The sequence below is a fragment of the Elusimicrobiota bacterium genome, from assembly GCA_026388095.1.
Classification (GTDB): Bacteria; Elusimicrobiota; Elusimicrobia; order UBA1565; family UBA9628; genus UBA9628.
On record JAPLKL010000069.1, the window covers coordinates 46,254 to 71,325 of the forward strand.

The window sequence follows — 25,072 nt, forward strand, 5'->3', positions numbered from 1 at the left end:
GGCCTGCTCGCCGGCTCCGGACGCTTCCCCCTGCTCTTCGCGGCCGAGGCGCGCCGGATGAGCGTCCCGGTGGTGGCCTTGGGCATCAAAGACGTCACCGACCCGGCCCTGGAGGGCCTGGCCGGCAAGGTCCAGTACTTCCCTTTGGGGCAGCTCTCCAAGCCCATCGCGGCCCTGAAGGCGGCGGGCGTACGGCGGGCGGTCATGGTGGGCAAGGTCCAGCACGTCTCGCTCTTCGGCGGGGTGATGCCCGACCTGCGCGCGATCAAGGTCCTGGCCTCCCTGAAGGACAAACGCACGGACACCATCCTGCGGGCCGTGGCCGACGAGTTCGCCAAGGACGGCATCGAGCTGCTCTCGTCGGCCACGTTCCTCTCGCACCTGCTGGTCCCGCAGGGGCCGCTGACCCGGCGCCGGCCCACGGCCGCGGAACTGGCCGACTTCCGCCTGGGCTGGTCGGCGGCCAAGGCCGTGGCCGGCTTCGACATCGGCCAGACCGTCGTGGTCAAGGACGGGGCGGTCATCGCGGTGGAAGCCATGGAAGGGACCGATGCCGCCATCCTCAGAGCGCGGGACTTGGCGCGCTCCCAAGGCCGGGAGACCGCGCTCACCGTGGTCAAGGTGGCCAAGCCCAGGCAGGACCTGCGCTTCGATATCCCGGTCCTGGGGCTCGACTCGCTTGCGATATTCGCCGAAGCCGGAGTCTCGGCCGTGGCTGTGGAGGCCGGGACCACGCTCATCTTCGACAAGGACGAGTTCCTCCGCCGTGCCGACGGCCAGAAGCTGGCTGTCGTCGGCCTGCCCGCCGGAGGCCCTGAGGGGGCGATATGACCCACGATTCCCGCATCAAGATCGGAGTCCTCGGCGCCGGCAAGATCGGCACGCTGCACGCCAAGGTCCTGACCAAGACCCCGGATTTCGAGCTGGTCGGCGTCTGCGACACCAACCTCTGGCGCGCGCAGCTCGCGGCCTGGCAATGCAACACGGTGGCGGTGCGCGACTACCGCGACGTCATCGCCAAGTCCGACGCGGTGATTGTCGGCGTGCCCACACCCCTGCACCACGAGGTGGGGCTGGCCGCCATCCGGGCGGGCAAGCACGTCCTCATCGAGAAGCCCCTGGCCTCCTCCGTGGATGAGGCCAAGGAGCTGCTGGCCGAGGCCGAGGCTCACAACGTGGTGCTCATGGTCGGGCACGTGGAGCGCTTCAACCCGGTGGTCCTGGAGGCGCTCAAGCACATCCGCAACCCGCGCTTCATCACGGTCGAGCGCCTGGGGCCCTACGACCCCCGCATGAGCCACATCGGCGTGGTCCTCGACCTCATGATCCACGACCTCGACATCCTCCTGACGCTGGTCGGCTCCCCGGTGGACTCCCTGGAAGCCGTGGGCGCGCACCTGCTCAGCCAGAAGGAGGACATCGCCAACGTGCGCGTGCGCTTCAAGTCCGGCTGCATCGCGGACCTGACGGCCAGCCGCATCTCGCTCGACAAGAGCCGCAAGCTGCGGGTGTTCCAGAAGGACTCCTACATCTCCGTGGACTACGGCAATACCACGATCAAGATCGCCAGGAAGAAGTCCGCCGTCATCAAAAGCCTCAAAGACATCGAGGTGATCCGGCCCAAGTTCGTCAAGACCGAGCCGCTGCGCAACGAGCACCTGCATTTCCTCGACTGCATCCGCCACCATCGCAAGCCTTGGCCCAGCGGCGAGCACGGCATCGAGGCCCTCAAGCTCGCCTTGCAGATCTCCGAGGAACTGCAGCGCTACGAGGTCTCCGACTATGCCGAGACGCGGTCCCTGGTCCCGCCCTGGGCCCAGGACCTCGGCCGCATCGCCAAGAGCGTGAGCAAGGACATCCTGCGCGGCGACTGATGGACAGGCCCCTCATCCTCATCGTCGCCGGCGACCCTTCCGGTGACCTGCACGGCGCCGCCCTGGCGCGGGAACTCAAGTCCGGCGGCGCCCGCGTGGCCGCGGTGGGGGGCCCGCTCCTGCGCCGGGAAGCCGACGAGTTCCTGGAGGACCTGGCCTCGCACGCCATCACGGGATTCTGGGAGCCGGTGGCCAAGGTGGGGTTTTTATTGCGGCTGGGCCTGCGCCTGAAGCGCTATCTCATCGCCTGCCGGCCCGCGGCTTTGGTCTGCATAGACTATTACGGCTTCAACCGCCGCGTCCTGGGACTGGCCAAGGCCGCGGGAGTGCCGGCCTACTACTTCATCAGCCCGCAGGTCTGGGCCAGTCGAGCCGGGCGGATAAACACCCTGAAGCGGCTCGTGCGCCGCATGCTGGTCATCTTCCCTTTCGAAGCCAAGCTCTACAGCGCGGCCGGGGTCCCCTGCACCTTCGTAGGCCACCCGCTCCTGGACCTCATCCCGGCCCCCGCCGACCGGCCTGCCCTCAAGCCGCCCTTCACGATCGGCCTTCTGCCGGGCAGCCGGTCCACCGAGGTGCGCCGCCACCTGCCGGTCTTCCTGGAGGCCTTCCAGCGGCTCCGGCAGATCTTCCCGGGCTCCCAGGCCGTGATCTTCGCATCCCCCCATCTGCCGGATTCGGCCTACGCTCCCGCAGCGGGCTTGGCCGAGCTCGTGCGCGAAGAAGGCTACACCCGGCGCGCCGCTCTGGACCTGGCCATGTCCTCCTCGGGCACGGCCACATTGGAGAACGCCCTCCTGGGCGTGCCCATGGTGGTGGTCTACAAGATGTCCTGGCCCACCTACGCCGTGGCCCGGAGCATCATCCAGGTCAAGTACATCGCCATGGCCAACCTGCTGGCCGGCCGGGGCTTGGTGCCGGAGCTCATCCAGGCCGACGCCACGCCGCAGAAGGTGGCCGATGCCGCCCGGGCGCTGCTCGGCGAGCCCGGTCGCTACGCGCGGCTGCGCCAGGACCTGCTGTCCCTGCGCGGGGTCCTGGGTGAGCCGGGCGCGGCCCGGCGCGCCGCGGGCGAGGTGCTCGCCGGCCTGGGCGCCAAGGCGGTCCGCGCATGAACGTCCCGGCGCGCTTCGGGCCCTACCTGCGGCCGCACCGGAGGCGCTTCGCCTGGGCCGTGGCCGCCATGTGCGCGGTGGCCGCCTTCAATGGCGGGGCGGTGCTCCTGCTCAAGCCCATCGTGGACCGCATCTTCATCGCCCGCGACCTGCGCATGCTCTGGCTGGCGGTCCTGGCCGTGCCGCTCCTGATGGCCGGCAAGACCGCGGTCTCCTACGTCCAGAACTACCTCATGAGCTGGATCGGGCAGAGCGTGACCCAGAGCATCCGGGAGGACCTGTTCCGCAACCTGCTGCTGTCCCCGCCGCGCTTGGCGGGCAGCCGCAAGGGAGCGGAGGTGCTTTCGCGCGTGACCAACGACCTGGCCATCATGCAGACCGAACTGGTTTCCGTGCCGCTCTACCTGATCCGAGACTCCATGACCTTGGTGTTCCTGTCCATATCCCTGCTCTATCTGGATTGGCGGCTCGCTCTGCTGGCCCTGGCCGGGACCCCGGCCACGGTCGTGGCCTTCGTGATCCTGAGCCGCAAGATGCGGCGCTACAGCCTGCAGAGCCAGGCCGTGATGGAGCGACTCACGGACCGCTTCGAGGCGAGCCTCAGCGGTGCCTCGACCTTGGACGAGTTCCAAAAAGAGAACGCGGTCTTCTTTTCGCTCATGATGCGCTACCTGCGCGCCACCGCCCTGGCCGCCCCGCTCATGGAGCTCTGCGGTTCGTTGGCCGTGGCCGCGCTCCTCTACTTCGGCGGCCGCGAGGTCATCAACGGCCAGATGACGCCCGGCGCCTTCTTCGCCTTCCTGGGCGCTTTCCTCTCGGCCTACGCGCCGATCAAGAACCTCGCGCGCACGAATTCCGACCTGCAGCGGGCCCTGGCCTCGGGGGAACGCATCTTCGAGCTGCTCGACCGGGCCCCGGCCGCCGCCGTGGAGGCTCGATGACCCCCTTGGGCAAGGAGCAGCTCATCGCCCAGTTCGCGGCCTATGCCCAGCACGTGGACACGGCGATCCTCGGCAAGGCCTACGATTTCTCGGTCCGGGCCCACGCGGACCAGGAGCGGGCCTCCGGCGAGGTCTACTTCGTGCACTGCCAGTCCGTGGCGACGTCCTTGGTGGAATGGAAGATGGACCTGCCCACCATCTGCGCCGGCCTGCTGCACGACACCTTGGAAGACACCCCGGTCACCCAGGAGGCCATGCAAGCGGAGTTCGGCGAAGAGATCACGCGCCTGGTCCTGGGCGTGACCAAGCTCGAACGCCTGCAGTACTCCTCCCGGGACGACGTGCAGGCCGAGAACTGGCGCAAGATGCTCCTGGCCACGGCGCAGGACATCCGCGTCATCGTCATCAAGCTGGCCGACCGCCTGCACAACATGCGCACGCTGGGCTACCTCCCCGAAGACAAGCGGCAGCGCATCGCCCACGAGACCGTCGCCCTTTACGCGCCCCTGGCGCATCGGCTGGGGATGTTCCAGCTCAAGGGCGAGCTGGAGGACCTGGGCTTCAAGCATCTCTGGCCCAAGGAGTTCGCGGACCTGGAGGCCAAGGTCAACGCGATGATGACGGCCCGGGAAGCGACGCTGAAGAAATTCAAGGAATCGCTGGAGAAGGCCTTGGCGGACACGCAGATCGCCCACCGCATCCTCTCGCGCTCCAAGAGCCTCTATTCGATCTACGGGAAGATGCAGCGCCAGAAGAAGCCTTTCGAGGAGATCCAGGACGCGCTGGGGGTGCGCATCATCACGGACACGATCTCCAACTGCTACGCGCTCCTGGGCGTCGTGCACACCCAGTTCAAGCCCGTGGCCGGGAGCTTCACGGACTACATCTCCATCCCCAAGATGAACCTCTACCAGAGCCTGCACACCACCGTGATGGGGCCCGGCGGGGAGCTGGTGGAGATCCAGCTCCGCACGGAGGAGATGCACCGCACCGCGGAGTACGGCATCGCGGCGCACTGGCGCTACAAGACGGCCGAGCACGCCAAGGACGCGCACCTGGAGGAGAAGCTCAACTGGCTGCGGCAATGGATCGAGTGGCTGCAGGACTTGAAGAGCCCCCGCGAGTTCCTCGACAGCCTGAAGACCGACCTGGAGCTCAACCAGGTCTTCGTCTTCACTCCCGCCGGGGAGGTCAAGCCCCTGCCCGCGGGCTCCACCCCGCTGGATTTCGCCTTCGCCGTGCACACGGACATCGGCTACTCCTGCGTGGGAGCCCATGTCAACAACAAGATGGTGCGGCTGGACTACCAGCTCAAATCCGGCGACATCTGCAAGATCATCACCAAGCGGGGCTCTCTGCCCAAGAAGGACTGGCTGATGTTCGTGAAGACCGCCCGGGCGCGCTCCAAGATCCGGCATTTCCTGCGCGAAAAAGGCATCGTCGCCTGACGGTCCTCCCCGTTGTGGGGTGCGCCGAAAATTTGCAGGTAGCCGCCAGACCGGGCGCCCGGGATTGCGCGCCCGGCAATCTCCCGTGAGGGTCCCTCCCTTGGTCCGTTGCTTTTCTGCAACGTCCCTCCCCAACGCGGCGATATAGGGCAGCTATCCCGAACCGTGTTGCTTGGGAGCAACGGACCAAGGGAGGCAAGGCTCGGCGGGTGGGAACTTTTTCGGGGTCATCTCGTAAGATAGTTATGGATTCCCAAAGGACGGTGCGTCGCATGGCGACATTGCTCAAAGAGCTGCGGCTGGACCGCGGAATCTCCCAGCGGCAGCTTGCCGATCATGCCGGCGTCAACGCTTCGGTCGTCCATCGGGCCGAGCGGGGCGAAGACGCCAAGCTCTCGACCTGGGGCAAGCTCTTTGAGGGGCTGGGCTATCGCCTCCGGATCGACGCAACGGAGCTTGCCGAGGAAGTCGGCGAGCTTCTTGCCGAGGAGCGCGACCGCAGGCGGGAAAGGCGCTCGCAAGGTCTTTGCGCGGGCAAGCGTCGTTTCTATTGACCGCATGACGAGGGTGTAAGGCCGGCTGCCTACAAATTTTCGGCGCACCCCCGTTGTGCCCCGTCTCGGATTTTTGTAATATTTACGAATGCCTCAGAAATCCTACATGCAAAGTCCCATAACCGCGCCCAACGAGAGGCGCCGGCACCTCATCGACGCCAAGGGCCAGGTCCTGGGCCGCATGGCGACGCGCGCGGCCACCTTGCTGCGCGGCAAACACAAGCCGACCTACACCGCCTTCGTGGACTGCGGCGACTACGTCGTCATCACCAACGCCGCGCTCATACGCCTGACCGGCAACAAGCTGGATCAGAAGTTCTACTTCAGCCACTCCGGCTACGCGGGCGGCGCCAAGACCACGCCCCTGCGCCGGCAGATGGAGAGAGACCCCCGCAAGGTGATCTACCTGGCCGTCAAGCGCATGATCCACGCCAACCGCCTGCGCAGCCGCCAGTTGGCGCGCCTGAAGATCTTCCCCGGGGAGCAGCCCAAGGGCGCGCAACGCCCCGTGAAGGCAAGCTGAACACCAAGGTAAACCAATGACCAAACAGAATCAGATCTGGGCGACCGGCCGCCGCAAGACCTCGGTGGCGCAGGTGCGCCTCATCCCCGAGGGCGCCGGCAAGGTGACCGTCAACACCAAGCCCGTGGAAGACTACTTCCGCGGCCAGGAGCACCGGCTGCGCGACATCATGGCCCCCATCGGCGTGGCCATCGAAGGCGCCAAGAAGTTCGACTACATCCTCAAGATCGTGGGCGGCGGGCTTACCGGGCAGGCCGAAGCGGCCCGCCACGCCATCGCCCGCGCCTTGGTCAAGCTCGACGAGAAGAACAAGAAGGCGATGCGCGCCAACGGCTTCCTCACCCGCGACCCGCGCATGGTCGAGCGCAAGAAATCCGGCCAACCCAAGGCCCGCAAGCGGTTCCAGTACTCCAAGCGCTAAGCGCCGAAGCATCCATGGCGACTACGACCGGGGGGCGGACGACGCCCCCCGGTCCTGTTTTGGAGAAGGTCAAGATACGGGGCCTGGCCCGCCTGGCGGCCTGGATATTCGGGGTCTGGGGAGCCGTGGTGACGCTCAAAGCCCTCTACGACCTCTTCGCGGGCGAACCCGAAGCCAACCTCTTCGCCCCGCGCAAGTGGGCCTTCGTGACCCAGGAGCAGTGGCTGCGCTACGGGGGCTTCGAGCTCGCCTACGGCCTGGCCCTGCTGGGCCTGGCCTTCTACGCCGTGAAGTTCTCCCGGTTCCTGCCGGAGGTCGTCACGCGAGACCGGCAGGAACCGGAGTTCAAGCTCTTCGAGTAGCGGCCTACTTGGGCTTGGCGGCCTTCTCTTTCTTGGGAGCCGGCGCCTGCTCGTTTCCGGCCGCAGGCTGCCCGGAAGGCATCATGCCCATGCCGGGGCTCATCGGCTGTCCGGGCTGAAACTGTGCGGGAGCCATCATCGTGGGCCCGGAGCCGCTGTTGCGCATCGCGTCCCTCACGTGCCCTGCGACCGCGCAGAGCAGGCCCAACAGCCCCACGATCACGAGCACGCTGCCCGTCACGTCGCCGACGCGCTTGATGCAGGTGCTGGTCTCCTTGACGGCCTGCGTGAGCACCCAATAGCCCAGGACCGCGACCAGGGCATAGAGCGCCCCGACCAACAGTATGTCGTGCTGGGGAGTGTAGCCACAGGCCGGGCCGGGCATGGGCATGTTCTGAGCCGCGGCCGGCAAAGACACGAACAACGCGATCATTAAAGCTCTCATCGGTTGGCCTCCTCTACGCCTATAGTCTACGATGTCGGGAGCCTCCGAGCAAGCCGCCACCCCCAAAAAGGAACCGCCCAGACACTCGCGTGTCTGGGCGGTCTTTAGGTCGTCGGAAGCTTAGAGCTTCTTGACGTTCGCGGCGCGCGGTCCCTTGTCGGACTGCTGCACGTCGAACTCGACGGCCTGATTCTCGGCCAAAGTCTTGAACCCTTCACCGGTGATGGCCGTGTGATGGACGAACAGATCTTTGGAGCCGTCATCCGGCGTGATGAAGCCGAAGCCCTTCTGGTCATTGAACCACTTCACTTTCCCTGTAGCCATTATGTTGGTATTCCTCTTTAATTACTACTTTGCTCACATACGACTGTGGCGAGGGCAACGTCTACCCTTGTCTATATTATAGCAAGAATCACCGTGGAAATATAGGCTCCTTGGCCCGCGGCGCCGCCAGCCGGTCCGCCAGCCGCTCCACGAAGCCCAGCATCCCATTGAACCCCAAGAACGGCCGCTCGAAGAGCGCGTGGCTCCGGTAGCTCGGGAAGCCGAACTCCAGGATCGGGAAGCGCAGGCCGTGGAAGTCCTGCTCGCACCAACAGGTCACGAAGAGGTCCAGCGGCTCCTGCGTAAGCTTGCGCACCGCGGGGGAGGAGGAGCGCGGCTCGCAGAGCACCGGGACCGGGCCGGCCTGGTCCGGCAGATGCTGGGCGCGGCCCCTGACGATGGCTCCCGCCACGGTCATGCCCAGGTCCTCGGCGATGTCCCGGAACCCCTCGAACAGGTAGGGATCGCCCATGAAGGCGGTCCGGCGGTTCAGGAAGTACTGCGGGATGATCCATTGCAGCCGCGGGATGACCCGGGCCAGCTCCGCCGCGATGAAGGCCTCGGCCTCCTTGAGCCGGCCCGCGGCCTTGCCCACATCGCGCAGGAAGCGCTCGGTCTTGGGCAGGCCGAAAGGCAGCTCCGTCTCCACCAGAGCCGCGCCCGTGGCCCGGGCCAGGCTGCGCGCCGCGGCCCGGCCGTAGGGCAAAGAGACGATGAGGTCCGCCTCGGCCACGCGCCGCAAAGCCGCGGCCGGCTCGCCGCCCAGCCAGACCGAGACCGTCTCCAGGCCCAATGCCGCCAGCATCCGGCGCAGTTCGGCGAGGTTGCCGAAGTGGTCGGCCTCGTTGCGGTCCATGAAATAGCCCACGAGCGCGGCTTTCTTGAGCGGCCCTTTCTGGGCCTTGACCCGGCGCTTGCCCCCCAGGTCCAGACCGCGGGCCAGGGCGTTGAGCACCTGGCCGTAGCCGTCGAGCCAATCGCCGATGAGCGAATCCGGCGCGATGTCGATGGCGGGCTTGGAGAGCTTGCCCGCCAAGGACCGGATGACCCGGCCGTAGTCCACGCCCGTGATGGAGCACATGGGCAAGGCCGTGACCAGCACCAAGCCCGACTCCTTGAGGCCGTCCACGGTCAGGATGTGGCGCCGGATGATCTCGTCATGCTCCTTGACCACGCCGCGCGAGCAGACGTTGGTGAAGGCCACGCGGTGGCGGCCGCTGATGCGCAGGAGCGTCGAGCCCAGGTCGTGTCGGCCGTGGATGAAGTGGGACTTGTAGAGCACGCAGTCCGGGCCGTCCACCAGGATGTAGGCGTCCGGGATCGCGTTGACAGCGAGATAGACCCCCATGAGGGTCGGGAAGTTCATCGGCTTGCCGTGGCCTTCGGACATCATTGCCCCCCCATGAAGCGCGCATAGCGCCGCGGCAGCGGCCAGCGGCAGATGCCGTCGAGCTTCCGCACGCTGCGCACGGCCCCGGCCAGGCCCATCTCGAAGCAGTCCAAGGAGAACTGCGCCTTGCCGGCCTTGGCCAGGCGGGAATCGTAGGTGTACTCGGAGTAGACCGCCTCGAAGCGGCCCTCGCGCAGCAGGCGGGCAAGCTCCTCGGGCGTCTGGAAGAAGCTCAGCCCCGGGGCCTTCTTCTTGGCCTCCCCGAAGCAGAGAATCTCCACGCCGAAGCCCATCTCCCGCAGCAGGCGCAAGAGCGGCACGCCCCAGGTCTGCGCCGGGTCGGTCAGGCGCCGCATGTGGAAGCCGTCGACTACGAAAGCGACGCTGCGGCCGCGCGCCCGGCGGCGCGCCGCGTCCCAGCCCGCGGACAGCTCCTTGGCCGCCCTGGCCAGCGCCGGCTTGGCCCCGCGCTTGAGGCCCAGTTCCCCAGCCACCGCCCGCACCCAGGCCTGGGTCCCCTCCCAGCCGTAAGGCGCCTCGGGCCGCAGGGTCTTGATGGGCAGGTGCTCGAAGAACTCCTGGTAGGTCTTGGCATAGGCGCCGTTGGGGTAGAGGACCTGGACCTCGGCAGAGAGATAGGACTGCACCGCAGCCAGGCTCAATGACGGCATGACCCGGACGTTGATCTCGACGCCCGCATCCCTCAGCAAGGCGGACAGCTCCTGCAGGGCTTGGCCTTCGGGGAAGCCCACCAGGTTGACGCAGCGGCTGCGGCGCTGCACCTTGGCGAAGGACGGGTCTTCCTGGAGCCGGCGGAACAGGGCCAGGCACACGTCGAAGTCCTTGCAGCTGGTATGGTTGAGGTAGACGATGGGGATCTTGGTGCGCTTCTGCCAGCGCGCCACCACGGCCTCCGCGTCGTCGCCGATCACGGTCGGGATGCAGGTCGAGTGCACCACCACCGCCTCGGCGCGGCCCTCCGCGTGCGCCACGGCCGCGGCCAGGGCCTCGTCGAGCTTGCGTCCGCCGCCATGGATGACGTCGAGGTCGCGGAGGTTGGTCATCACGTTCCAGCGGCCCTCGCCCTCGTCGCCCCGAGGCGCCAGGGCGCCTCGGTCCCGCAGGCGCTTGCCTTTCTCCTCTCGCCTGCGGGGCCCGGGGTCTTCCCGAGGGCCTTCATCATGCCGCTCCACGAAAGGCGGCCAGGGGAACTTGAAGAAGGCCGGCAGGCTGGCATCATTGTAGCTGGGCGTGGCGTAGGAGCATTCCAGGTCCTGGTGCCAGACGTTGACCACGGGAGTCGAGCCCTCCAGGCACATGCGCACGTTGCGGCGGGGCTCGAAGTCGCAGAAGAAGTTGCGCCACTGGTCCGCCGCCCCCCAGACCTGGGAGTTGGGGCCCGGGTCATTGTCCCAGAGCGAGCCGTGCCAGGCCGCGAGGTCCTGCTCCGAAGGCCCCCTGGGGCCGGGGTCAGGACCGGGGCCAGGATCGGGGCCGGGCCCGGGATCAGGGCCAGGGCCAGGGCCAGGCTGAGCCGGAGCCGCCGATGAGACGACGGCCGGCGCAGGCTCGACGCCGGATGAGACGAATCCATCGCGGGAGAGCTCATGGAAGCGCTCGTCCTGGAAAGGGGTCGGGACCTTGGCCTTGGCCCGGTCGAAGTCCCAGAGCCGCTGCGCCAGAGCCAGGACCTTCTTGGAGAACTCGCAGCGCGGCGCGTGCTCCGCCGCGGTCACGCGCCGCCGCTCCGCCTCCCGCACCGCGGCCTCGCGCGGCAGGAAGGCCAGGACCTTGGTCCCTAGGCCCGCGGCGAAGCGTTCCACCACAGCGCGGTCCGCTCCCGGGTCGCGCAGGTTGCCGACCAGGCCGCAGAGCGTGATGCCGTTGGCGCTGTAGTTGCGCACCGCCCGGGCGATGTTGTTGACCGCGTAGAGGGACATCAGCTCCTCGGAGGTCACGATGACCACCTTGTCCGCGAAGCCCTGGCGCAGGGGCGCGGCGAAGCCGCCGCAGACCACGTCCCCGAGCACGTCGAAGAGCGCCACGTCGTGGCGCCCCTCGCTGAGGATGCCGGCGCCGTTGAGGAGCTCGATCATCCGGGAGATGCCCCGACCCGCGCAGCCGATGCCCGGCTCCGGCCCCCCGGCCTCCACGCAGTCCACGCCCAGCCGGCCGCGCACCAGCAGGCCGGAGAGGTCCCGGGCGTTGGCGTCCATGAAGGCCGACTGCTCCACCACGGTCTTGATGGGGCGGCCCTCGGTCAGGGCCACGGTGGTGTCGTGCTTGGGGTCGCAGCCCACCAGCAGAACCTTCTTGCCCTGCCGGGCGTAGACGGCGGCAAGGTTGGCGGCCAGCGTGGACTTGCCGATGCCGCCTTTCCCGAAGATCGCTATGCGCTGCATCAGATGTTCCCCTTGAGATTGGTCTTCTTCTTGAGTACAGGGTGGAACTCGTCCCAGCCGAACAGGTCGGGATACTCCCGCCAGGGCCCCTCGCAGGCCTGGAAGTGCGCGCACTCCGGGCAGCGGGGCCCCTTGGTCTTACCCTCGGTCCGGCGGGTCTTGGTGTAGTCCTCGATGATGGTGTCGGCGTCGAATATCTTGGTGGCCGGGATGATGCGCTCGGCCACATGGTCCTCGTAGCCCGACATGAAGCAGTAGGGGATGGCCTCGGTCATGACGCGCCGCCCGGCGGCGATGCCCACGTCGAGCCCCTTCTTGACCCAGGGCTCGATGAGCGTCTTGCGGGCGGTGAGCCATTCCTTGTTCTGGCCCGCGCGGCCGGTCATGTGCATGAAGGCGAATTGGAACTGCTCCACGCCGAGGGAGACGAGCAGACGGGCCACCTCCGGCAGATCGCGGTAGTTGACCTTGGTGACCACCGTGTTGGTGATCAAGCGCGCCCCGGCCTTCTTGACGTTGCGCATCCCGGCCGCGGTCTGCAGGAAGCTGCCCGGGACGCCGGTCAGGAAGTCGTGGAGCTCGGGCCGCGAGCCGTGCAGGGCCGGCCCGAACTCGCTGACCCCGGCCGCGACGAGTTTCTTGACCAGCCCGGCGTAGCAGAGGGTGCGGCCGTTGGTCTGGATCTGGACGTCCTCGTAGCCCAGGCCGCGGGCGTGGCGCACCGCCTCGATGAGGCCCTTGTGCAGGGAGGGCTCGCCTCCGGTGAAGACCACTCCCGTGGCCCCGGAGCGGCGGCCCTCGGCCAGGGCCCGGCGCAGCTCGGCCCCGGACTTGGCCGGCAGCTTCTCGCGCTTGTCCCCCTGCACGCAGAACCGGCAGAGGTTGTTGCAGGCGAAGCCCACCTTCAAGTCGATGCGCTCGGTCAAGACAGGGCCCTCGCGGCTCCGGATTTGAACAGGTCCCAGGCCCGTTCGCCATAGGGGATCAGCAGCGAGACCAGGTTGCCCCGGCGCGCCACGGTGTACAGGGAGCCGAGGAATATCCATAACGCAAAGGGGATCGTCTGATAAAAGGTGTATTCCGCCGGGGCCGGCCGGGAAGCCAGCCAGGTCTTGAGCGCGTCCACCTCATCCTGCGTGAGTCCGTCCGAGAAGCGGCCCCCCAGTTTTTCGGAGAGGTCCTGGTCTTTCTGAAGGGTCCTCCAGGTCTCGTCTGAAAGGACCACTCCGGGCTGGAGGTGCTCGGGCTTGAGCTCCCGCAGGCTCTCCAGCTCGATGTACCAATGGAAGACCAGGCGCGCCACGGACAGGAACACGCCGAAATTGAACGTCATCTTCAGAGCCCTCACGATGATCGCCAGGATGTCCCAATGGCCGTAGACCGCGCCCCCGGACATCGCGGCCGCGATGCAGGCCAGCGCCAGATAACCCACCCGGCGGTCGCGCAGGACCATCGTGATCTTGCCCCAGGCCACGAACATGAGCAGGAAGAGCACCACGTTGCCGAAGGGTCCCCAGGCCAGCTTTTGCGAATAGCGCTGCGAGGTCCCCGTGAGATAGAACAGGGCGTAGAGGTTCACCACCAAGGTGAGGTACTGGTAGCGGTAGGGCCAAGCCTCGCGGACGCGGACCTCGATGACATCGGCCTTGGCCTTGAGCCAGACCTTCCAGTCGATCCTCCGCAGCCCGGACGTCCGCAGGAGCAGGTGCCCGACCGTCTCCGCGGCGAAGACCAAGCCGGCCGGCACGAAGATGTTGACCAGCAGGAGCATGAACAGCAGCAGAGGATAGCCGGGGATGTTGGGGTTGATGAGCGCGACCAGGAAGGCGAAGAGGGTGAAGAGCTTGGCGTCGCCGGCGGGCCAGATGGCCAGGCGCCACATGGTGAAGGCGGCCGTGAAGCTCAGGGCCATGTGGATGAGCATCTTGGAATAATAGCGCCAGGGCATGTAATGCTCCCCGATGCGCCCCAGGCGGACGCCCTGGTGGCCCAGGATGGAGTTCCAGAGCAAGAAGGCCAGCCCGGCCGCGCCGGCGAGCAGCCCCAGGACGATCCAGCTGTTGCGGACCCGGCGCTGCGACCAGTCCTCGTAGGAGACCACCAGGCCCAAGGCCAGGAAAAGGTAGTAGTAGAACTCCGCGATCACGAGTCCTCCCGGACCCGGCGCGCGACCCAAGCCGGGTCCGTGAAGACGGGGCAGAGTTCCGCCTCCGAGTAGTAGACGCCGAGCTGATAGAGCCCCGCGCAGAGGGCCTGGAGCCGGCACTGCGGGCAGCGCTCGCCTTTCTTGTAGGTCCAGGCGCTGCGGTCCTGGACGCGCAGGCCCTTCTCGTCCAGGAAATAGATCCGGCGGCCCTCGTTCTTGACGAGCTTGCGCGTCTCGGTGGAGCGGTAGGGGAACTCGGACATGAAGCACAAGGGGACCCGCTCCACCCGGAAGGACCGCCCGGTGGCGGCGAGCCAGGTCATGGCCTTGTGCAGTTCGACCTCGAAGTCCCGCAGACGGGGCACGAGCTCGTCCTTGGCCGCGCTCTCGTTCATCAGGGGGTCGAGATTATTCCAGACGAAGTGCCGCACCTGCGGGGCCTGTTCGACGACCCAGCGCACCAGCTCGCTCAGATGCCCGGCGTTGGCCTTGCTGATCACCGTGTTGATGTCCACGCGGATGCCGAGCTTGCCGGCATGACGCAGGGAGCGCCGGATGTTCTCAAAAGAGTCGGGGTTGGAGGAGAGCCGGGCCTGCACCTCGGGACGGCAGGAGTAGATCGAGATGTGCATGTGCGCCAGCCCCGCGCGCGCCAAAGAGCGGAGGTAGCGCGGGTCAGCGGTCTTCTGCCCGTTGGTGATCAGCCGCGGGATGAGCCTGCGCTCGACCGCGTAGGCCACCAGCCGCGGCAGTTGGGGGAACATGGTGGGCTCGCCGCCGGTCAGGATCACGCCCGAGGCGCCGTCCTTGGCGAAGGAATCGATCCAGGTCGCGGCCTCCTTCCAGGAGATGACCCGGCCGTTGGCCGGGTTGGAGCAGAAGAGGCACTTCTGGTTGCAGACCCGGGAGACCTGGAGGTAGGCGAGCTCAGCCATGCTTCCTCTTGACGGGCCGCAGCCCTGAGAACCCCTTCTCGCGGACCTCGCGCACGCTCATCCCGTCGCAGCGCGCGGCCCGGGCGCAGCGCGCGCAGGCCGAGCCCTTGGCGAAGAACCGCGCCCGGACGAAGAACTCGGCGAATCCGACGATGTCGGGCTTGCTCCCCAGCCGGAAGACCTCGCCGGTCCCCTTCTGCCCCAGGCACAGCGGCCCGACCTTGGCCGGCAGGCGCCCGGCCCGGCGCAGCCGCGCGATGTCCGGACAGAAATCGCGCATGAAGCACTGCGGGCAGGACGCCCCCAAGCAGCTGGGCGCCTTGCCGCCGCCGAGGTAGCGCCCCAGCAGGCGGCGGCGGCCGCGCACCTCGTCGAGGATCTTCTCCGGGGACTGGATGAGGGCCTCGAAGCCCTCCAGGTAGTCCGCGCGCAGCCGGTTGGTGAAGATGTGCAGGTCCGGCCGCCGCGCCAGCCTCAGCGCCCGGTGCAGGCGCGCCAGGTCCCGGGGGTCGGAGAAGTCGCAGAAGAGGTCCTCGCGGTTGCGCCAGGCGTCTCCGAACGGGACCAAGGCCAGGAGGTCGAACTCGCGCACGCCCACCTTGATGTAGAACTCGAGGAGCCGGCGCAGGACCGGCAGGTTGAGGCGGTTGATGACCACGTCCACGCTCACGATGAGCCCGGGCACGGCCAGGGCCGCGCGCAGGCCGGCCAAGGCCTGGACGAAGGAGCCCGGGACCCGGGTGAGCCGGTCGTGCAGGGCCGCGGTGTGGCCGTGCAGAGAGAAGGTCACTTCATCGAGCCCGGCCGCGACCGCCGCCTGGAGGAAATCCGGATAGCAGAAGCGGCGCCCGTTGGTGATGGTCTGGATGTGGGTATAGCCGAGCTCCTTGGCCAGGCCCACCGTCTTCAGGTAGCCGGGGTGGAGGGTGGGCTCGCCGCCGCTCAGGACCACGCGCCGCAGTCCCTGGCGCCGGCCGCGGGCCAGCTCCCGGCGCAGGGTGTCCCAGGGCACGGTGTCGCCGTCCTGGGCCCCGCGGTCGTGGCAGAAGAGGCAGCGCTGGTTGCAGCACCGGGTGAGCCTCACCCAATGCCGCTTCTCGGCCACGCCCTGCCCTGTGTCAGCCACCGTGATCGCGCCTACCAGGCCCCGTAGAAACGCCGGTCATCCATGGGAGTGGGGACCGGGCAGTCCTCCTTGCGCACGGCCAGGATCTTGGCCGCCAGGGACTTGATGCTCTTGGCGAAGGGCGACTTGGGCGCGCGTTCGACCACGGTCTTGTGCCGGGCGAACTCGGCTTCGCGCACGGCCAGGTCGCGCGGCACGTACTCCAGGATGCGGGTCCCGATGATCCGGGCGAAGTGCTCGAGCCGCTTGCGGTCGACCTTGCCGTCCTTGAGATTGGCCACCAGGCCCGCGAGGTAGACGCCGTTGGAGGCGTAGGTGCGCACGGACTTGGCGATGTTGTTGGCGGCGTAGAGGGCCATGAACTCCTCGGAGACCACGATGACGATCTTCTCCGCGAAGCCCTTGCGCAGGGGCGCGGCGAAGCCGCCGCAGACCACGTCGCCGAGCACGTCGAAGACCGCGATGTCATAGCCTCCCCCCCCGAGGACCCCGAGGTCCTGGAAGGCCTCCAGCATCAGCGAGATCCCCCGGCCCGCGCAGCCGACCCCGGGCTCCGGGCCGCCGGCCTCGGCGCAGTCGATGCCCAGCCGGCCCTTGACCAGGAGGTCGGCGGCCTTGAGCTCGCCGCGGTCGCGGTTGCCGAAGGTCCGGGCGTGCTTCTCCATGAAGGTCTCGATGAGGCTGCCGTCGACGAGTCCGACCGTGGAGTCGTGCTTGGGGTCGCAGCCGATGTGGAGGACCTTGCGCTTCTGCAGGGCGTAGACGGTGCTCAAGTTCGCCGCGATGGTGGACTTGCCGATGCCGCCCTTGCCGAAGATGACGATGTTCTGCGTCTTGGCCCTGCGTTTATTCTCGATATTATAATGATACCAATCTGCGGACAGGCGCGGACAGGGCCGCGCGGGGAGGCTCTTTACCGGGATGGCGCAAATTGCCACAATACGGCCCATGAGAACAAAACTCCTGCTCGCCGTCTTTTTGGCCCTCCCGGCCGCCGCCCGCGCCGCCACCTTGCAGGAGCAAGCCGCGCAGTTCGTCGCGGACTATTCCCATCTTTACCAAGGCGTCTACACCGCGGCCCAGGAAGCCTCCTGGAAAGCCTCCACGGACGTCACCCCCGAGCACGAGGGCCTGCGCACCGGCGCCAACCAGGCCTTGGCGTCGTTGACCGGCAGCCCCTACATCATCGCCCAGGCCCGGGAATTCCTCAAGCGCAAAGCCGAGCTCGCCCCGCAGACCGTGCGCGAGCTCCAGCGCATCTGGTGGATGGCGGCCGAGGACCCCGGCGACATCCCCGAGACCGTGGCCAAGCGCGTGGAGGCGGAGAGCAAGCGGTCCAGCGCCATGGACTCCTTCTCGTTCTGCGTCGAACGCTCCAGCGACGGCAAGGCCTGCGCCAAGCCCACCACGCCCAACGAGATCGACAACATCCTGGCCTCGACCGCCACGGACGCGGCCACTCACCTCAAGTACTGGCTCGCCTCCAAGGAGATCGGCCCCGCCCTCAAGCCCGGCCTGGTCAACCTGCGCGGCTTGCGCAACGAGGTGGCCCGCCACTTCGACTACCCCTCCTATTTCGACCTCCAGGTGGCCTGGTACGACATGACCACGCCGGAGATGATGGCCATGCTCGAAAGCGTGCTCAAGGACATCCAGCCCCTCTACGAGCAGGTCCACTGCTACGCCAAGTACGAGCTGGCCAAGCGCTACCATGAGCCCGCGCCCAAAGGCCCCATCCCCGCCCAATGGCTGGGCAACCGCTGGGCCCAGGGCTGGCCCGGTCTCGTGGAGGGCGTGGACCTCGACCCCTACTTCAAGGGCCGCACGCCCGAGTGGATCGTCAAGCAGGGCGAAGCCTTCTACACCTCGATGGGCCTGGCCCCCCTGCCCGACAACTTCTGGCAGAACTCCGACCTCTACCCCGTGGCCCAGAGCCTGCGCAAGAAGAACACCCACGCCTCGGCCTGGCACATCGACCTCGACCACAACGTGCGCTCCTTGCAGTCCGTCGAGCCCAACGCGGAGTGGTGGGCCACCGTGCACCACGAGCTCGGCCACATCTTCTACTTCCTGGCCTATGCGCGGCCCGAGGTGCCCATCCTCCTGCGCGACGGGGCCATGCGCGCCTTCCACGAGGGCTTCGGCGACATGGCCGCCATCGCGGCCAACCAGGCGCCTTACCTGCGCCAGGTCGGGGTCCTGCCCAAGGACGCCAAGATCGACGAGAACCGCTGGCTGCTCGCCGAGGCCATGGATTCCATAGTCTTTCTGCCTTTCTCCGCCGGCACCATGACGCATTGGGAGCGGGACCTCTACGCGGGGGACATGCCTCCCGAACAGTGGAACGCGCGCTGGTGGCAGTACGCCCGCCAGTACCAGGGCATCGCGCCCCCCGAAACCCGCGGCGAGGAGCTCTGCGACGCCTGCACCAAGACCCACATCAACGACAACCCCGCCTACTACAACACCTACGCCATCGGCACCGTGTTCAAATACCAGCTGCACGACCACATCTGCCGCAATATCCTGCACCAGGACCCCCGCCGCTGCGACTACTACGGCAGCAAGGAAGTCGGCGACTTTCTAAAGGACCTGCTCTCCAAAGGAGCGACGGAGGATTGGCGCGCGCTCATGCGCGAGAAGACCGGCGCGGACCTCTCCAGCAAGGCCATGATGGACTACTTCAGCCCGCTGATGGACTATCTCAAGAAGGAGAACAAAGGCCGCGCCTGCGGCTGGAAGTAGATGGAGCTCTCGGCCCGGTTCTTCATCCAGCTGGCCGTCATCCTGGCGGCCTGCCGGACTTTGGCCTGGCTGGGGCGGCGGGCCCTGCAGCCGGCGGTGGTCTGCGAGATCGTGGCGGGCATCCTGCTGGGGCCGTCCCTCTTGGGCCTGCTCTGGCCCGCGGCCTACGCCTGGCTCTTCCCCAAGGCCGGGCTGGCGGCCCTGTCCGCGGCGAGCCAGGTGGGCCTGGCGCTCTACATGTTCGTAGTCGGCCTGGAGTTCCGCACCGACCTCCTGGCCGCGGGCTGGCGCAGCTCCGCGGCCGTGTCGCTCGCCGGCATCGCCGCGCCCTTGGCCCTGGGCGCCTGGCTGGGCGCCAGCCTCACGCCGGCCGCCGCTTACTTCGGAGCCGGGATCTCCCGGCCGCAGGCCATGCTCTTCACCGGGGCGGCCCTGTGCATCACCGCCTTCCCGGTGCTGGCGCGCATCATCACGGAGCGGGGCTTGACCGGCACGCGCCTGGGCACCATGGTCCTGGGCGCGGGCGCCTTCAACGACGCGGCGGCCTGGGCGCTCTTGGCCGTGCTCCTGGCCGGCCTGGACTCGGCCCCCAGCCTGGCGGCCCTGGCCGTGGGCGGCGGGCTCGCCTATGTCGCGCTGGTCTTCTGGGCCGTGCGGCCGGCGGCGCGCTGGTTCGTCGCGCGCCATCCCAGGGCGGCGCTGGGGCCGGGGGCCCTGCCCGTGGCCTGCGTCGCGCTGGCGCTGGCGGCCTGGTACGCGGACTTCATCGGCCTGCACGCCGTCTTCGGCGCCTTCCTGCTCGGCGCGGCCATGCCGCGGGGCACGTTCGCCGACGCCCTGCGCGCCAAGATCGAGCCGGTGACCACGGCTTTGCTCGTGCCGCTGTTCTTCGCCTTCTCCGGCATCAACACGCGGCTGGGCCTGCTCGCCGCGCACGGGATGTGGGCCACGGCCGCGGCCGTCTTCCTGGTCGCCACCGCGGGCAAGGGGGCGGCCTGCGCGCTGGCGGCCCGGGCCGGAGGCTGGCCCGCGGCCGAATCCGCCGCCGTGGGCGCGCTCATGAACGCGCGCGGGCTCATGGAGCTCATCCTGCTCAACATCGGCCTGCAGCGCGGCCTCATCACCCCGACCTTCTTCACCGTGCTGGTCCTGATGGCCGTGGCCACGACCATGGCCGCCTCGCCCGCCTTCGAGCTGCTGCGGCCGCTGCTGAAGGACGCGACGACGCTCCCCGCCCCGGCTCCCGCGCCTACAGCAAGGCCAGGAGCTCCCCGGGCCGGCGGATGAGGACCCGCGCGCCGAAGCGCTCGAGCTCCTCGGCGTCGCGGAAGCCCCACAGCGCTCCCACCGGGAACATGCCCGCCGCCACGGCCGCCTTCATGTCCACGCAGGTGTCCCCCAAATAGAGTACCGCGCCGGGTCGGACTCCCATGGCCCGAGCTGCGGCCAAAGGCCCGGCCGGGGCCGGCTTTAAAGGGACCTTGGGCCGCGCGCCGCGCACCACGGCGAAGCGCCAGCGCGGCAGGAGCTCGGCCACGCACTCCTCGGTGAACCGTTGGGGCTTGTTGGAGACCACGGCCATGGGCAGGCCCCGCCGGGCCACTCCTGCGAGCATCCGGGCCACGCCCGGATAAGGCCTCGTCTCGTCCATGCTGTGCTGTTCGTAGAGCTCCTCGAAGCGCCGGGCCCGGGCCCGCAGGCCGGGGCCGCGCAGGGCGCGGGACGGGAAAGCCCGCACCAAAAGCTCGGTCAGGCCGTCACCCACGAAATGCTTGTAGGCCTCCTTCGGATGCGGCGGCAGGCCCAGTTCGGCCCGGACCAGGTTCACGCAGCTCGCGATGTCCGCGAGCGTGTCGAGCAAGGTCCCGTCGAGGTCGAAGAGTACGGCCTTGAAGCCGGGCATGGCATCAGCCCCGGGCCAGGTTGAGAACGCCGCCGGCCAGCAGGATGTCGCGCTCCCGCGGCGCGACTTCGAGACGGGCCTTGATGCGCAGTCCTCCCGCCTGGACCTCGACCTGCGTCTCCCCCTTCTGCAGGGCCGCGCGTATGCCGGGGATGCTCAGGGTCTGTCCCTGGGAGAGGCGGTCGTAGTCCGCCGCGTCGGCGAAGACCAGCGGTACGATGCCGAAGTTGATGAGGTTGGCGCGATGGATGCGCGCGAAGCTCTTGGCCAGCTTGGCCTTGATGCCCAGGTAGCGCGGCGCCAACGCCGCGTGCTCGCGCGAGGAGCCCTGGCCGTAGTTCTCGCCGCCCACGATGAAGCCCCCGCCCGAGGCCTGGGCGCGCTTGGCGAAGCCCTCCTCGATGATGGCGAAGACGAAATCGCTGATGGCCGGGATGTTGCTGCGCAAGGGCAGGACCTTGGCGCCCGCGGGCATGATGATGTCCGTGCTGATGTTGTCGCCGACCTTCAGCAGCACCTCCCCCTCCAATGACTCCGGCAGGGGCGGCGTCTCGGGCAGAGGCTTGATGTTCGGCCCGCGCACGATCGCCACGGAATCCGGGTCTTGGGCCGGCCGGATGAACCAGTCGCTCTTGAAGGTATAGAGCTTAGGATAGTCGATCTTCGGGTAGGTCCCGTGCCCGCGCGGATCCGTGATGCGGCCGGTCAGGGCCGAGGCGGCCGCGGTCTCGGGAGAGCAGAGGTAGACCTGGTCGTCCTTGGTGCCGCTGCGGCCCTTGAAGTTGCGCGGGAAGGTGCGCAGGGAGTTGACCCCGGTGCCTGGCGCCTGGCCCATGCCGATGCAGCCCAGGCAGCCCGCCTCGCAGATGCGCGCGCCCGCCTCGAGCAGGGCCTTCAAGCCGCCCATGGCCAGGACGTTCTCCAAGGTCTGGCGGCTGCCCGGGTTGATCTGGAGCTCGACCGAGGGGTGCCGGAACTTGCCCTCCAGCATCTTGGCCGCGACCATGAAATCCCGGTAGCTGCCGTTGGTGGAGGAGCCGATCAAGACCTGCTGGACCGGGACGGCGGAGAGTTCCCGGGCGGGCTTGACGTTGTCGGGGTTGCTGGGGCAGGCGACCAAAGGCTCGACGCTCCCCAGGTCCAGCTCCGTGGCCTCGTCCCAGCGCGGGTCCGGGCCGGTCTTGAGCTCCCGGAAATCACTCTCCCGGCCGTTGCGCGCCAGGTACTGCCGCGTCACCTCGTCGCAGGGAAAGATGCCGGCGGTGCAGCCCATGTCCACGGCCATGTTGGCCACAGCGGCGCGGTCCGCCATGTCGAGAGCGGCCACCCCGGGGCCGAAGAACTCGAGGATCTTGCCGATGCCCGCCTTGCAGGTGTGGCGCCGCAGAAGCTCCAGGATGAGGTCCTTGCCGGAGACGAAGGGCGCCAGCTTGCCGGTGAGGCGCACGCCCCAGACCTTTGGGGTCATGAGGTGGTAAGGCCGGCCCGCCATGGCCAGGGCCACCTCGACTCCGCCCGCGCCCATGGCGAGCATGCCCAGGCAGCCCCCGGTGGTGGTGTGGCTGTCCGAGCCCAGCAAGGTCCGGCCCGGGACGCCGAAGCGCTGGCGATGCACGTGGTGGGACACCCCGTTGCCGGCCGGGGAGAGTATGACGCCGAACTTGGCGGCGCAGGACTGCAGGAAGCGGTGGTCGTCGGCGTTGCGCGAGTCGGTCTGGATGATGTTGTGGTCGATGTAGCTGACCGCCAGGTCGACCTTGACCTTGGGCAGCCCCAGGGCCTCGAACTCGAGATAGACCATCGTTCCGGTGGCGTCCTGGGTGAGGGTCTGGTCGATGCGCAGGCCGATCTCGCGGCCCGGCCCGGGCGTGCCCTCTATGAGGTGCTCCGCGATGATGCGGCCGGCGATGGTATCTTTCATGTTCCGGGTCTCCTACCCGGAATTCTAGCGGATTTTTGGAGGAGAAGGGCTAGCGGGAGGCGAAGGACCCCGGCACCCAGTCTACGATGACGCGCCGGGCCGAGAAGACCGCGCGGCCCGAGGTCGGGCGCGGAGGCAAAGACTGCTTGACGGGATTGAGGAGAGAGGGGACTTGCGCCCCACGGCTGAGCGCCGCGGCTTGGAGCCAGCCGCCCGCGGCCATAGGCAGGGCCGGCGAGGCCACGGCGTCGCGCATCCCGCTATCGGACACGGCGGCGATATCCGACGCTGCCGAAAGCGTGGGCATCCGGTCCATGTGCGTGACCACCCAACCGGCCACGAGGACGACCCCGGCGGCGCCTATGAACAGCTTGGTCGGTAAAGGGGAATCCCAGTTCATACCGACATTATAGGGGACACCCCCCGTTCGAGAAAGGGTCGAAGGTCCTACCCTCCTAGGCCCCTGCCCGCACCGCCGCCTTGACCCTGGGGGGTGATTTTGAGGATACTCTGGACAGCGACGTCTTCCCGGGGGAAGCCATGAGCACGAAGAAGCTGCCGGTCATCAATCCAGCGACCGAAGAGGTCGTAGGCGAGATCCCCAATCAAGGGGCCCCGGAGGTCTGCGCCGCGGTGGCCCGGGCGCGCGCGGCCTTCCCGCAGTGGCGCCGGACCCCGGCGCATGAGCGGGCCGAGCTCATGCAGCGCGTCGCCCGAGGCTTGCGGGACAGGACGGAGCGCTTGGCCGTGCTCCTCACCAAGGAAGGCGGCAAGCCCCTGCGCGAGAATCGCGACGAGGTGGGCTGGTGCGCCTCGGCTTTCGACTACTACGCCGGGCTCTGCCGCGCCGAGCGCGGCCGGGTCATCCCCTCCATCGAGGCCAGCCAGCTGGCCTTCGTGCTCCACGAGCCCTACGGCGTGGTGGGCGCCATCGTGCCCTGGAACTATCCTCTGCTGCTGGCGGCTTGGAAGCTCGCCCCGGCTCTGGCCGCGGGCAACACCGTGGTCCTCAAGCCGCCGAAGCAGACGCCTCTGTCCACCGTGGCCTGCCGGGAGATCTACTCCTGCCTCCCCGCGGGCGTCGTGGAGATCGTGACCGGCGCAGGCGTGCCCACGGGAGAGGCCTTGGTGCGGGATCCCGGCACGGACCTCATCGCCTTCACCGGCTCTTTGGAGATGGGCAAGCAGGTGGCCGCGGCCTGCGCGGGGATGGCCAAAAAGACGCATCTGGAGCTGGGCGGCAAGGACGCGTTCGTGGTCTGCGAGGACTCGGACCTGGAGGTGGCGGTCAAGGCCGTGGCCTGGGCCGCGTTCCTCAACACGGGCCAGGTCTGCACTGCGACCGAGCGGGTCTACGTGCACCAGTCCATCTACCGGGAGTTCCTGGAGCGGCTCAAGGCCTTCACGCAGAGCCTGAAGGTCGGCGACGGCATGGACCCGCGGACCGACGTTGGGCCGCTCATCGACGCGGCGGGCCGCGAGAAGGTCGAGGCGCAGGTGGCCGAGGCCCTCCGGCTCGGAGCCAGGCTGGTCTGCGGCGGCCGGCGGCCGGCCAAGCTCAAGAAGGGCTTTTTCTACGAGCCGACGGTGCTCTCCGGCGTGGACCACGGGATGGCCGTGATGCGCGAGGAGACCTTCGGCCCGGTCTGCCCGGTCATGCCTTACCAGGACTTCGACGAAGCCGTGCGCCTGGTCAACGACTCGCCCTACGGCCTGGGCGCCAACCTCTACACCCTGGACGCCCGCAGGGTCAAGCAGTTCTTCGAGGGCGTGCAGGCGGGGAGCATCTGGATCAACGACCCGCTGACCGACAACGACGCGGGCCCCTTCGGCGGCTTCAAGGCCAGCGGGGCCTCGCGCGAGCTGGGCGAGGAGGGTCTGCGGGAGTTCCAGCAGGCCAAGCACGTGCACTGGGATTTCGAGCAGAAGGCCAAGCCGTGGTGGTATCCCTACGGGGCCAAGGGAAAGAGGATCGAACCATGAAAAAGAGATTAACCCAGATCCTTGGGGTCGTGCTGACCAGCCGGCCCTCCATCGTGCTCTTCAACCTCATCATCGTGGTCATCTCCACCCTGACCATCTATCACGCCGCCCGCCTGCTGGCCACTCCGGCCAACGACTACAACGAGATCGAGCTGATGCTCGACGGGATAGGCACCATCCTCATCGCCTACGGGGTGGCTATCGAGGAAAGGGCCTCCTTGCTCAAGTTCTTCAAGCTCTGCCCGCTCCATGAGCATGTCGAGGAACGGTTCGAGAACCAGACCTGCCACTTCTACGGCTTGCTGCTCCTGATCCTCGGCCTGCTCATGGAGACCACCGTGCAGGCGGTCAAGCTGCCCAACCGCATACTCAACACCGAGGGCCTGGAGGGCGTCATCTTCGGGATCGGCGTGTTCTTCTGCTCGATCGCGGTCGCGCTCCTCTGCCGGGCCTCCCAGCTGCTCGTGACCGGCGCCGCCGGAGAGGACGCGCCGGGAGGCTGAAAGGAGCGGAC

Annotated in this window: 25 protein-coding genes; 13 read left to right on the plus strand and 12 right to left on the minus strand. The window is 68.0% G+C overall.

Going from position 1 to position 25,072, the window contains the following annotated elements; genetic code table 11:
* Positions 1 to 3 precede the first annotated feature (3 nt).
* The 9 genes from lpxI (at position 4) to NTY77_17570 (ending at position 7,238) form a co-directional block, all read left to right on the plus strand.
* The gene (lpxI, locus tag NTY77_17530) at positions 4 to 831 is read left to right on the plus strand and encodes a UDP-2,3-diacylglucosamine diphosphatase LpxI (protein ID MCX5797296.1); all 828 of its coding nucleotides are present in this window, start codon (positions 4 to 6) and stop codon (positions 829 to 831) included.
* Positions 828 to 1,874, plus strand: a complete 1,047-nt coding sequence (locus NTY77_17535; GenBank protein ID MCX5797297.1) for a Gfo/Idh/MocA family oxidoreductase — start codon at positions 828 to 830, stop codon at positions 1,872 to 1,874. The genes lpxI and NTY77_17535 overlap by 4 nt, the downstream gene beginning before the upstream one ends.
* Complete coding sequence (lpxB, locus tag NTY77_17540) at positions 1,874 to 2,989, plus strand: lipid-A-disaccharide synthase (protein ID MCX5797298.1); 1,116 nt, start codon at positions 1,874 to 1,876, stop codon at positions 2,987 to 2,989. Before NTY77_17535 ends, lpxB begins: the two co-directional genes overlap by 1 nt.
* Positions 2,986 to 3,930: an ABC transporter transmembrane domain-containing protein gene (locus tag NTY77_17545; protein ID MCX5797299.1), complete on the plus strand. Its 945-nt coding sequence runs from the start codon at positions 2,986 to 2,988 to the stop codon at positions 3,928 to 3,930. The genes lpxB and NTY77_17545 overlap by 4 nt, the downstream gene beginning before the upstream one ends.
* Entirely contained in the window at positions 3,927 to 5,378 is a 1,452-nt protein-coding gene (locus NTY77_17550; GenBank protein MCX5797300.1) for a RelA/SpoT family protein, read from the plus strand. The genes NTY77_17545 and NTY77_17550 overlap by 4 nt, the downstream gene beginning before the upstream one ends.
* Positions 5,379 to 5,650: 272 nt before the next feature.
* Complete coding sequence (locus NTY77_17555; protein ID MCX5797301.1) at positions 5,651 to 5,932, plus strand: helix-turn-helix transcriptional regulator; 282 nt, start codon at positions 5,651 to 5,653, stop codon at positions 5,930 to 5,932.
* A gap of 88 nt (positions 5,933 to 6,020) precedes the next feature.
* Positions 6,021 to 6,455 (plus strand): 50S ribosomal protein L13, encoded by a 435-nt coding sequence (rplM, locus tag NTY77_17560; GenBank protein ID MCX5797302.1) that lies wholly within the window; start codon positions 6,021 to 6,023, stop codon positions 6,453 to 6,455.
* Between the two features lie 16 nt (positions 6,456 to 6,471).
* The gene (gene rpsI, locus NTY77_17565) at positions 6,472 to 6,876 is read left to right on the plus strand and encodes a 30S ribosomal protein S9 (GenBank protein MCX5797303.1); all 405 of its coding nucleotides are present in this window, start codon (positions 6,472 to 6,474) and stop codon (positions 6,874 to 6,876) included.
* Between the two features lie 14 nt (positions 6,877 to 6,890).
* On the plus strand, positions 6,891 to 7,238 hold the full coding sequence (locus NTY77_17570) for a hypothetical protein (GenBank protein ID MCX5797304.1): 348 nt from the start codon (positions 6,891 to 6,893) through the stop codon (positions 7,236 to 7,238).
* A 4-nt stretch (positions 7,239 to 7,242) separates the two neighbouring features.
* Here NTY77_17570 and NTY77_17575 read toward each other — a convergent pair whose 3' ends face one another.
* The 9 genes from NTY77_17575 to NTY77_17615 all read right to left on the minus strand — a co-directional run bounded on the left by NTY77_17575 (position 7,243) and on the right by NTY77_17615 (position 16,944).
* A complete protein-coding gene (locus tag NTY77_17575) occupies positions 7,243 to 7,683 on the minus strand; it encodes a hypothetical protein (protein MCX5797305.1) in 441 nt (146 codons plus the stop codon).
* 120 nt (positions 7,684 to 7,803) lie between these two features.
* Complete coding sequence (locus NTY77_17580; protein MCX5797306.1) at positions 7,804 to 8,007, minus strand: cold-shock protein; 204 nt, start codon at positions 8,005 to 8,007, stop codon at positions 7,804 to 7,806.
* Between the two features lie 88 nt (positions 8,008 to 8,095).
* Complete coding sequence (locus NTY77_17585) at positions 8,096 to 9,400, minus strand: hypothetical protein (protein ID MCX5797307.1); 1,305 nt, start codon at positions 9,398 to 9,400, stop codon at positions 8,096 to 8,098.
* Entirely contained in the window at positions 9,397 to 11,799 is a 2,403-nt protein-coding gene (locus NTY77_17590) for an AAA family ATPase (protein MCX5797308.1), read from the minus strand. Before NTY77_17590 ends, NTY77_17585 begins: the two co-directional genes overlap by 4 nt.
* A complete protein-coding gene (locus tag NTY77_17595; GenBank protein MCX5797309.1) occupies positions 11,799 to 12,725 on the minus strand; it encodes a radical SAM protein in 927 nt (308 codons plus the stop codon). The genes NTY77_17590 and NTY77_17595 overlap by 1 nt, the downstream gene beginning before the upstream one ends.
* Complete coding sequence (locus tag NTY77_17600) at positions 12,722 to 13,945, minus strand: hypothetical protein (GenBank protein MCX5797310.1); 1,224 nt, start codon at positions 13,943 to 13,945, stop codon at positions 12,722 to 12,724. Before NTY77_17600 ends, NTY77_17595 begins: the two co-directional genes overlap by 4 nt.
* On the minus strand, positions 13,942 to 14,880 hold the full coding sequence (locus NTY77_17605; GenBank protein ID MCX5797311.1) for a radical SAM protein: 939 nt from the start codon (positions 14,878 to 14,880) through the stop codon (positions 13,942 to 13,944). The genes NTY77_17600 and NTY77_17605 overlap by 4 nt, the downstream gene beginning before the upstream one ends.
* Positions 14,873 to 16,006 (minus strand): radical SAM protein, encoded by a 1,134-nt coding sequence (locus tag NTY77_17610; protein MCX5797312.1) that lies wholly within the window; start codon positions 16,004 to 16,006, stop codon positions 14,873 to 14,875. The genes NTY77_17605 and NTY77_17610 overlap by 8 nt, the downstream gene beginning before the upstream one ends.
* 11 nt (positions 16,007 to 16,017) lie before the next feature.
* Positions 16,018 to 16,944, minus strand: a complete 927-nt coding sequence (locus NTY77_17615) for an AAA family ATPase (protein MCX5797313.1) — start codon at positions 16,942 to 16,944, stop codon at positions 16,018 to 16,020.
* A 10-nt stretch (positions 16,945 to 16,954) separates the two neighbouring features.
* Between NTY77_17615 and NTY77_17620 the strand changes: the two genes are divergently transcribed.
* Positions 16,955 to 18,751: a M2 family metallopeptidase gene (locus tag NTY77_17620; GenBank protein ID MCX5797314.1), complete on the plus strand. Its 1,797-nt coding sequence runs from the start codon at positions 16,955 to 16,957 to the stop codon at positions 18,749 to 18,751.
* Positions 18,752 to 20,038: a cation:proton antiporter gene (locus tag NTY77_17625; GenBank protein MCX5797315.1), complete on the plus strand. Its 1,287-nt coding sequence runs from the start codon at positions 18,752 to 18,754 to the stop codon at positions 20,036 to 20,038.
* Here NTY77_17625 and NTY77_17630 read toward each other — a convergent pair.
* From NTY77_17630 to NTY77_17640, 3 genes are read right to left on the minus strand one after another with little or no spacing between them, the layout of a single operon-like run.
* A complete protein-coding gene (locus NTY77_17630; protein MCX5797316.1) occupies positions 20,001 to 20,654 on the minus strand; it encodes an HAD hydrolase-like protein in 654 nt (217 codons plus the stop codon). The two genes, NTY77_17625 and NTY77_17630, sit on opposite strands and share 38 nt — an antisense overlap.
* Positions 20,655 to 20,658: 4 nt before the next feature.
* Entirely contained in the window at positions 20,659 to 22,575 is a 1,917-nt protein-coding gene (locus tag NTY77_17635) for an aconitate hydratase (GenBank protein MCX5797317.1), read from the minus strand.
* A 49-nt stretch (positions 22,576 to 22,624) separates the two neighbouring features.
* Positions 22,625 to 22,975, minus strand: coding sequence for a hypothetical protein (locus NTY77_17640; GenBank protein MCX5797318.1), 351 nt, complete (start codon positions 22,973 to 22,975; stop codon positions 22,625 to 22,627).
* Positions 22,976 to 23,115: 140 nt separating this feature from the next.
* On the opposite strand from NTY77_17640, the gene NTY77_17645 reads away from it, so the two are divergent.
* Entirely contained in the window at positions 23,116 to 24,558 is a 1,443-nt protein-coding gene (locus NTY77_17645) for an aldehyde dehydrogenase family protein (GenBank protein MCX5797319.1), read from the plus strand.
* Positions 24,555 to 25,061 carry a hypothetical protein gene (locus NTY77_17650; protein MCX5797320.1) on the plus strand — a complete coding sequence of 169 codons (507 nt, stop codon included), beginning with the start codon at positions 24,555 to 24,557 and terminating at the stop codon, positions 25,059 to 25,061. Before NTY77_17645 ends, NTY77_17650 begins: the two co-directional genes overlap by 4 nt.
* Positions 25,062 to 25,072 lie beyond the last annotated feature (11 nt).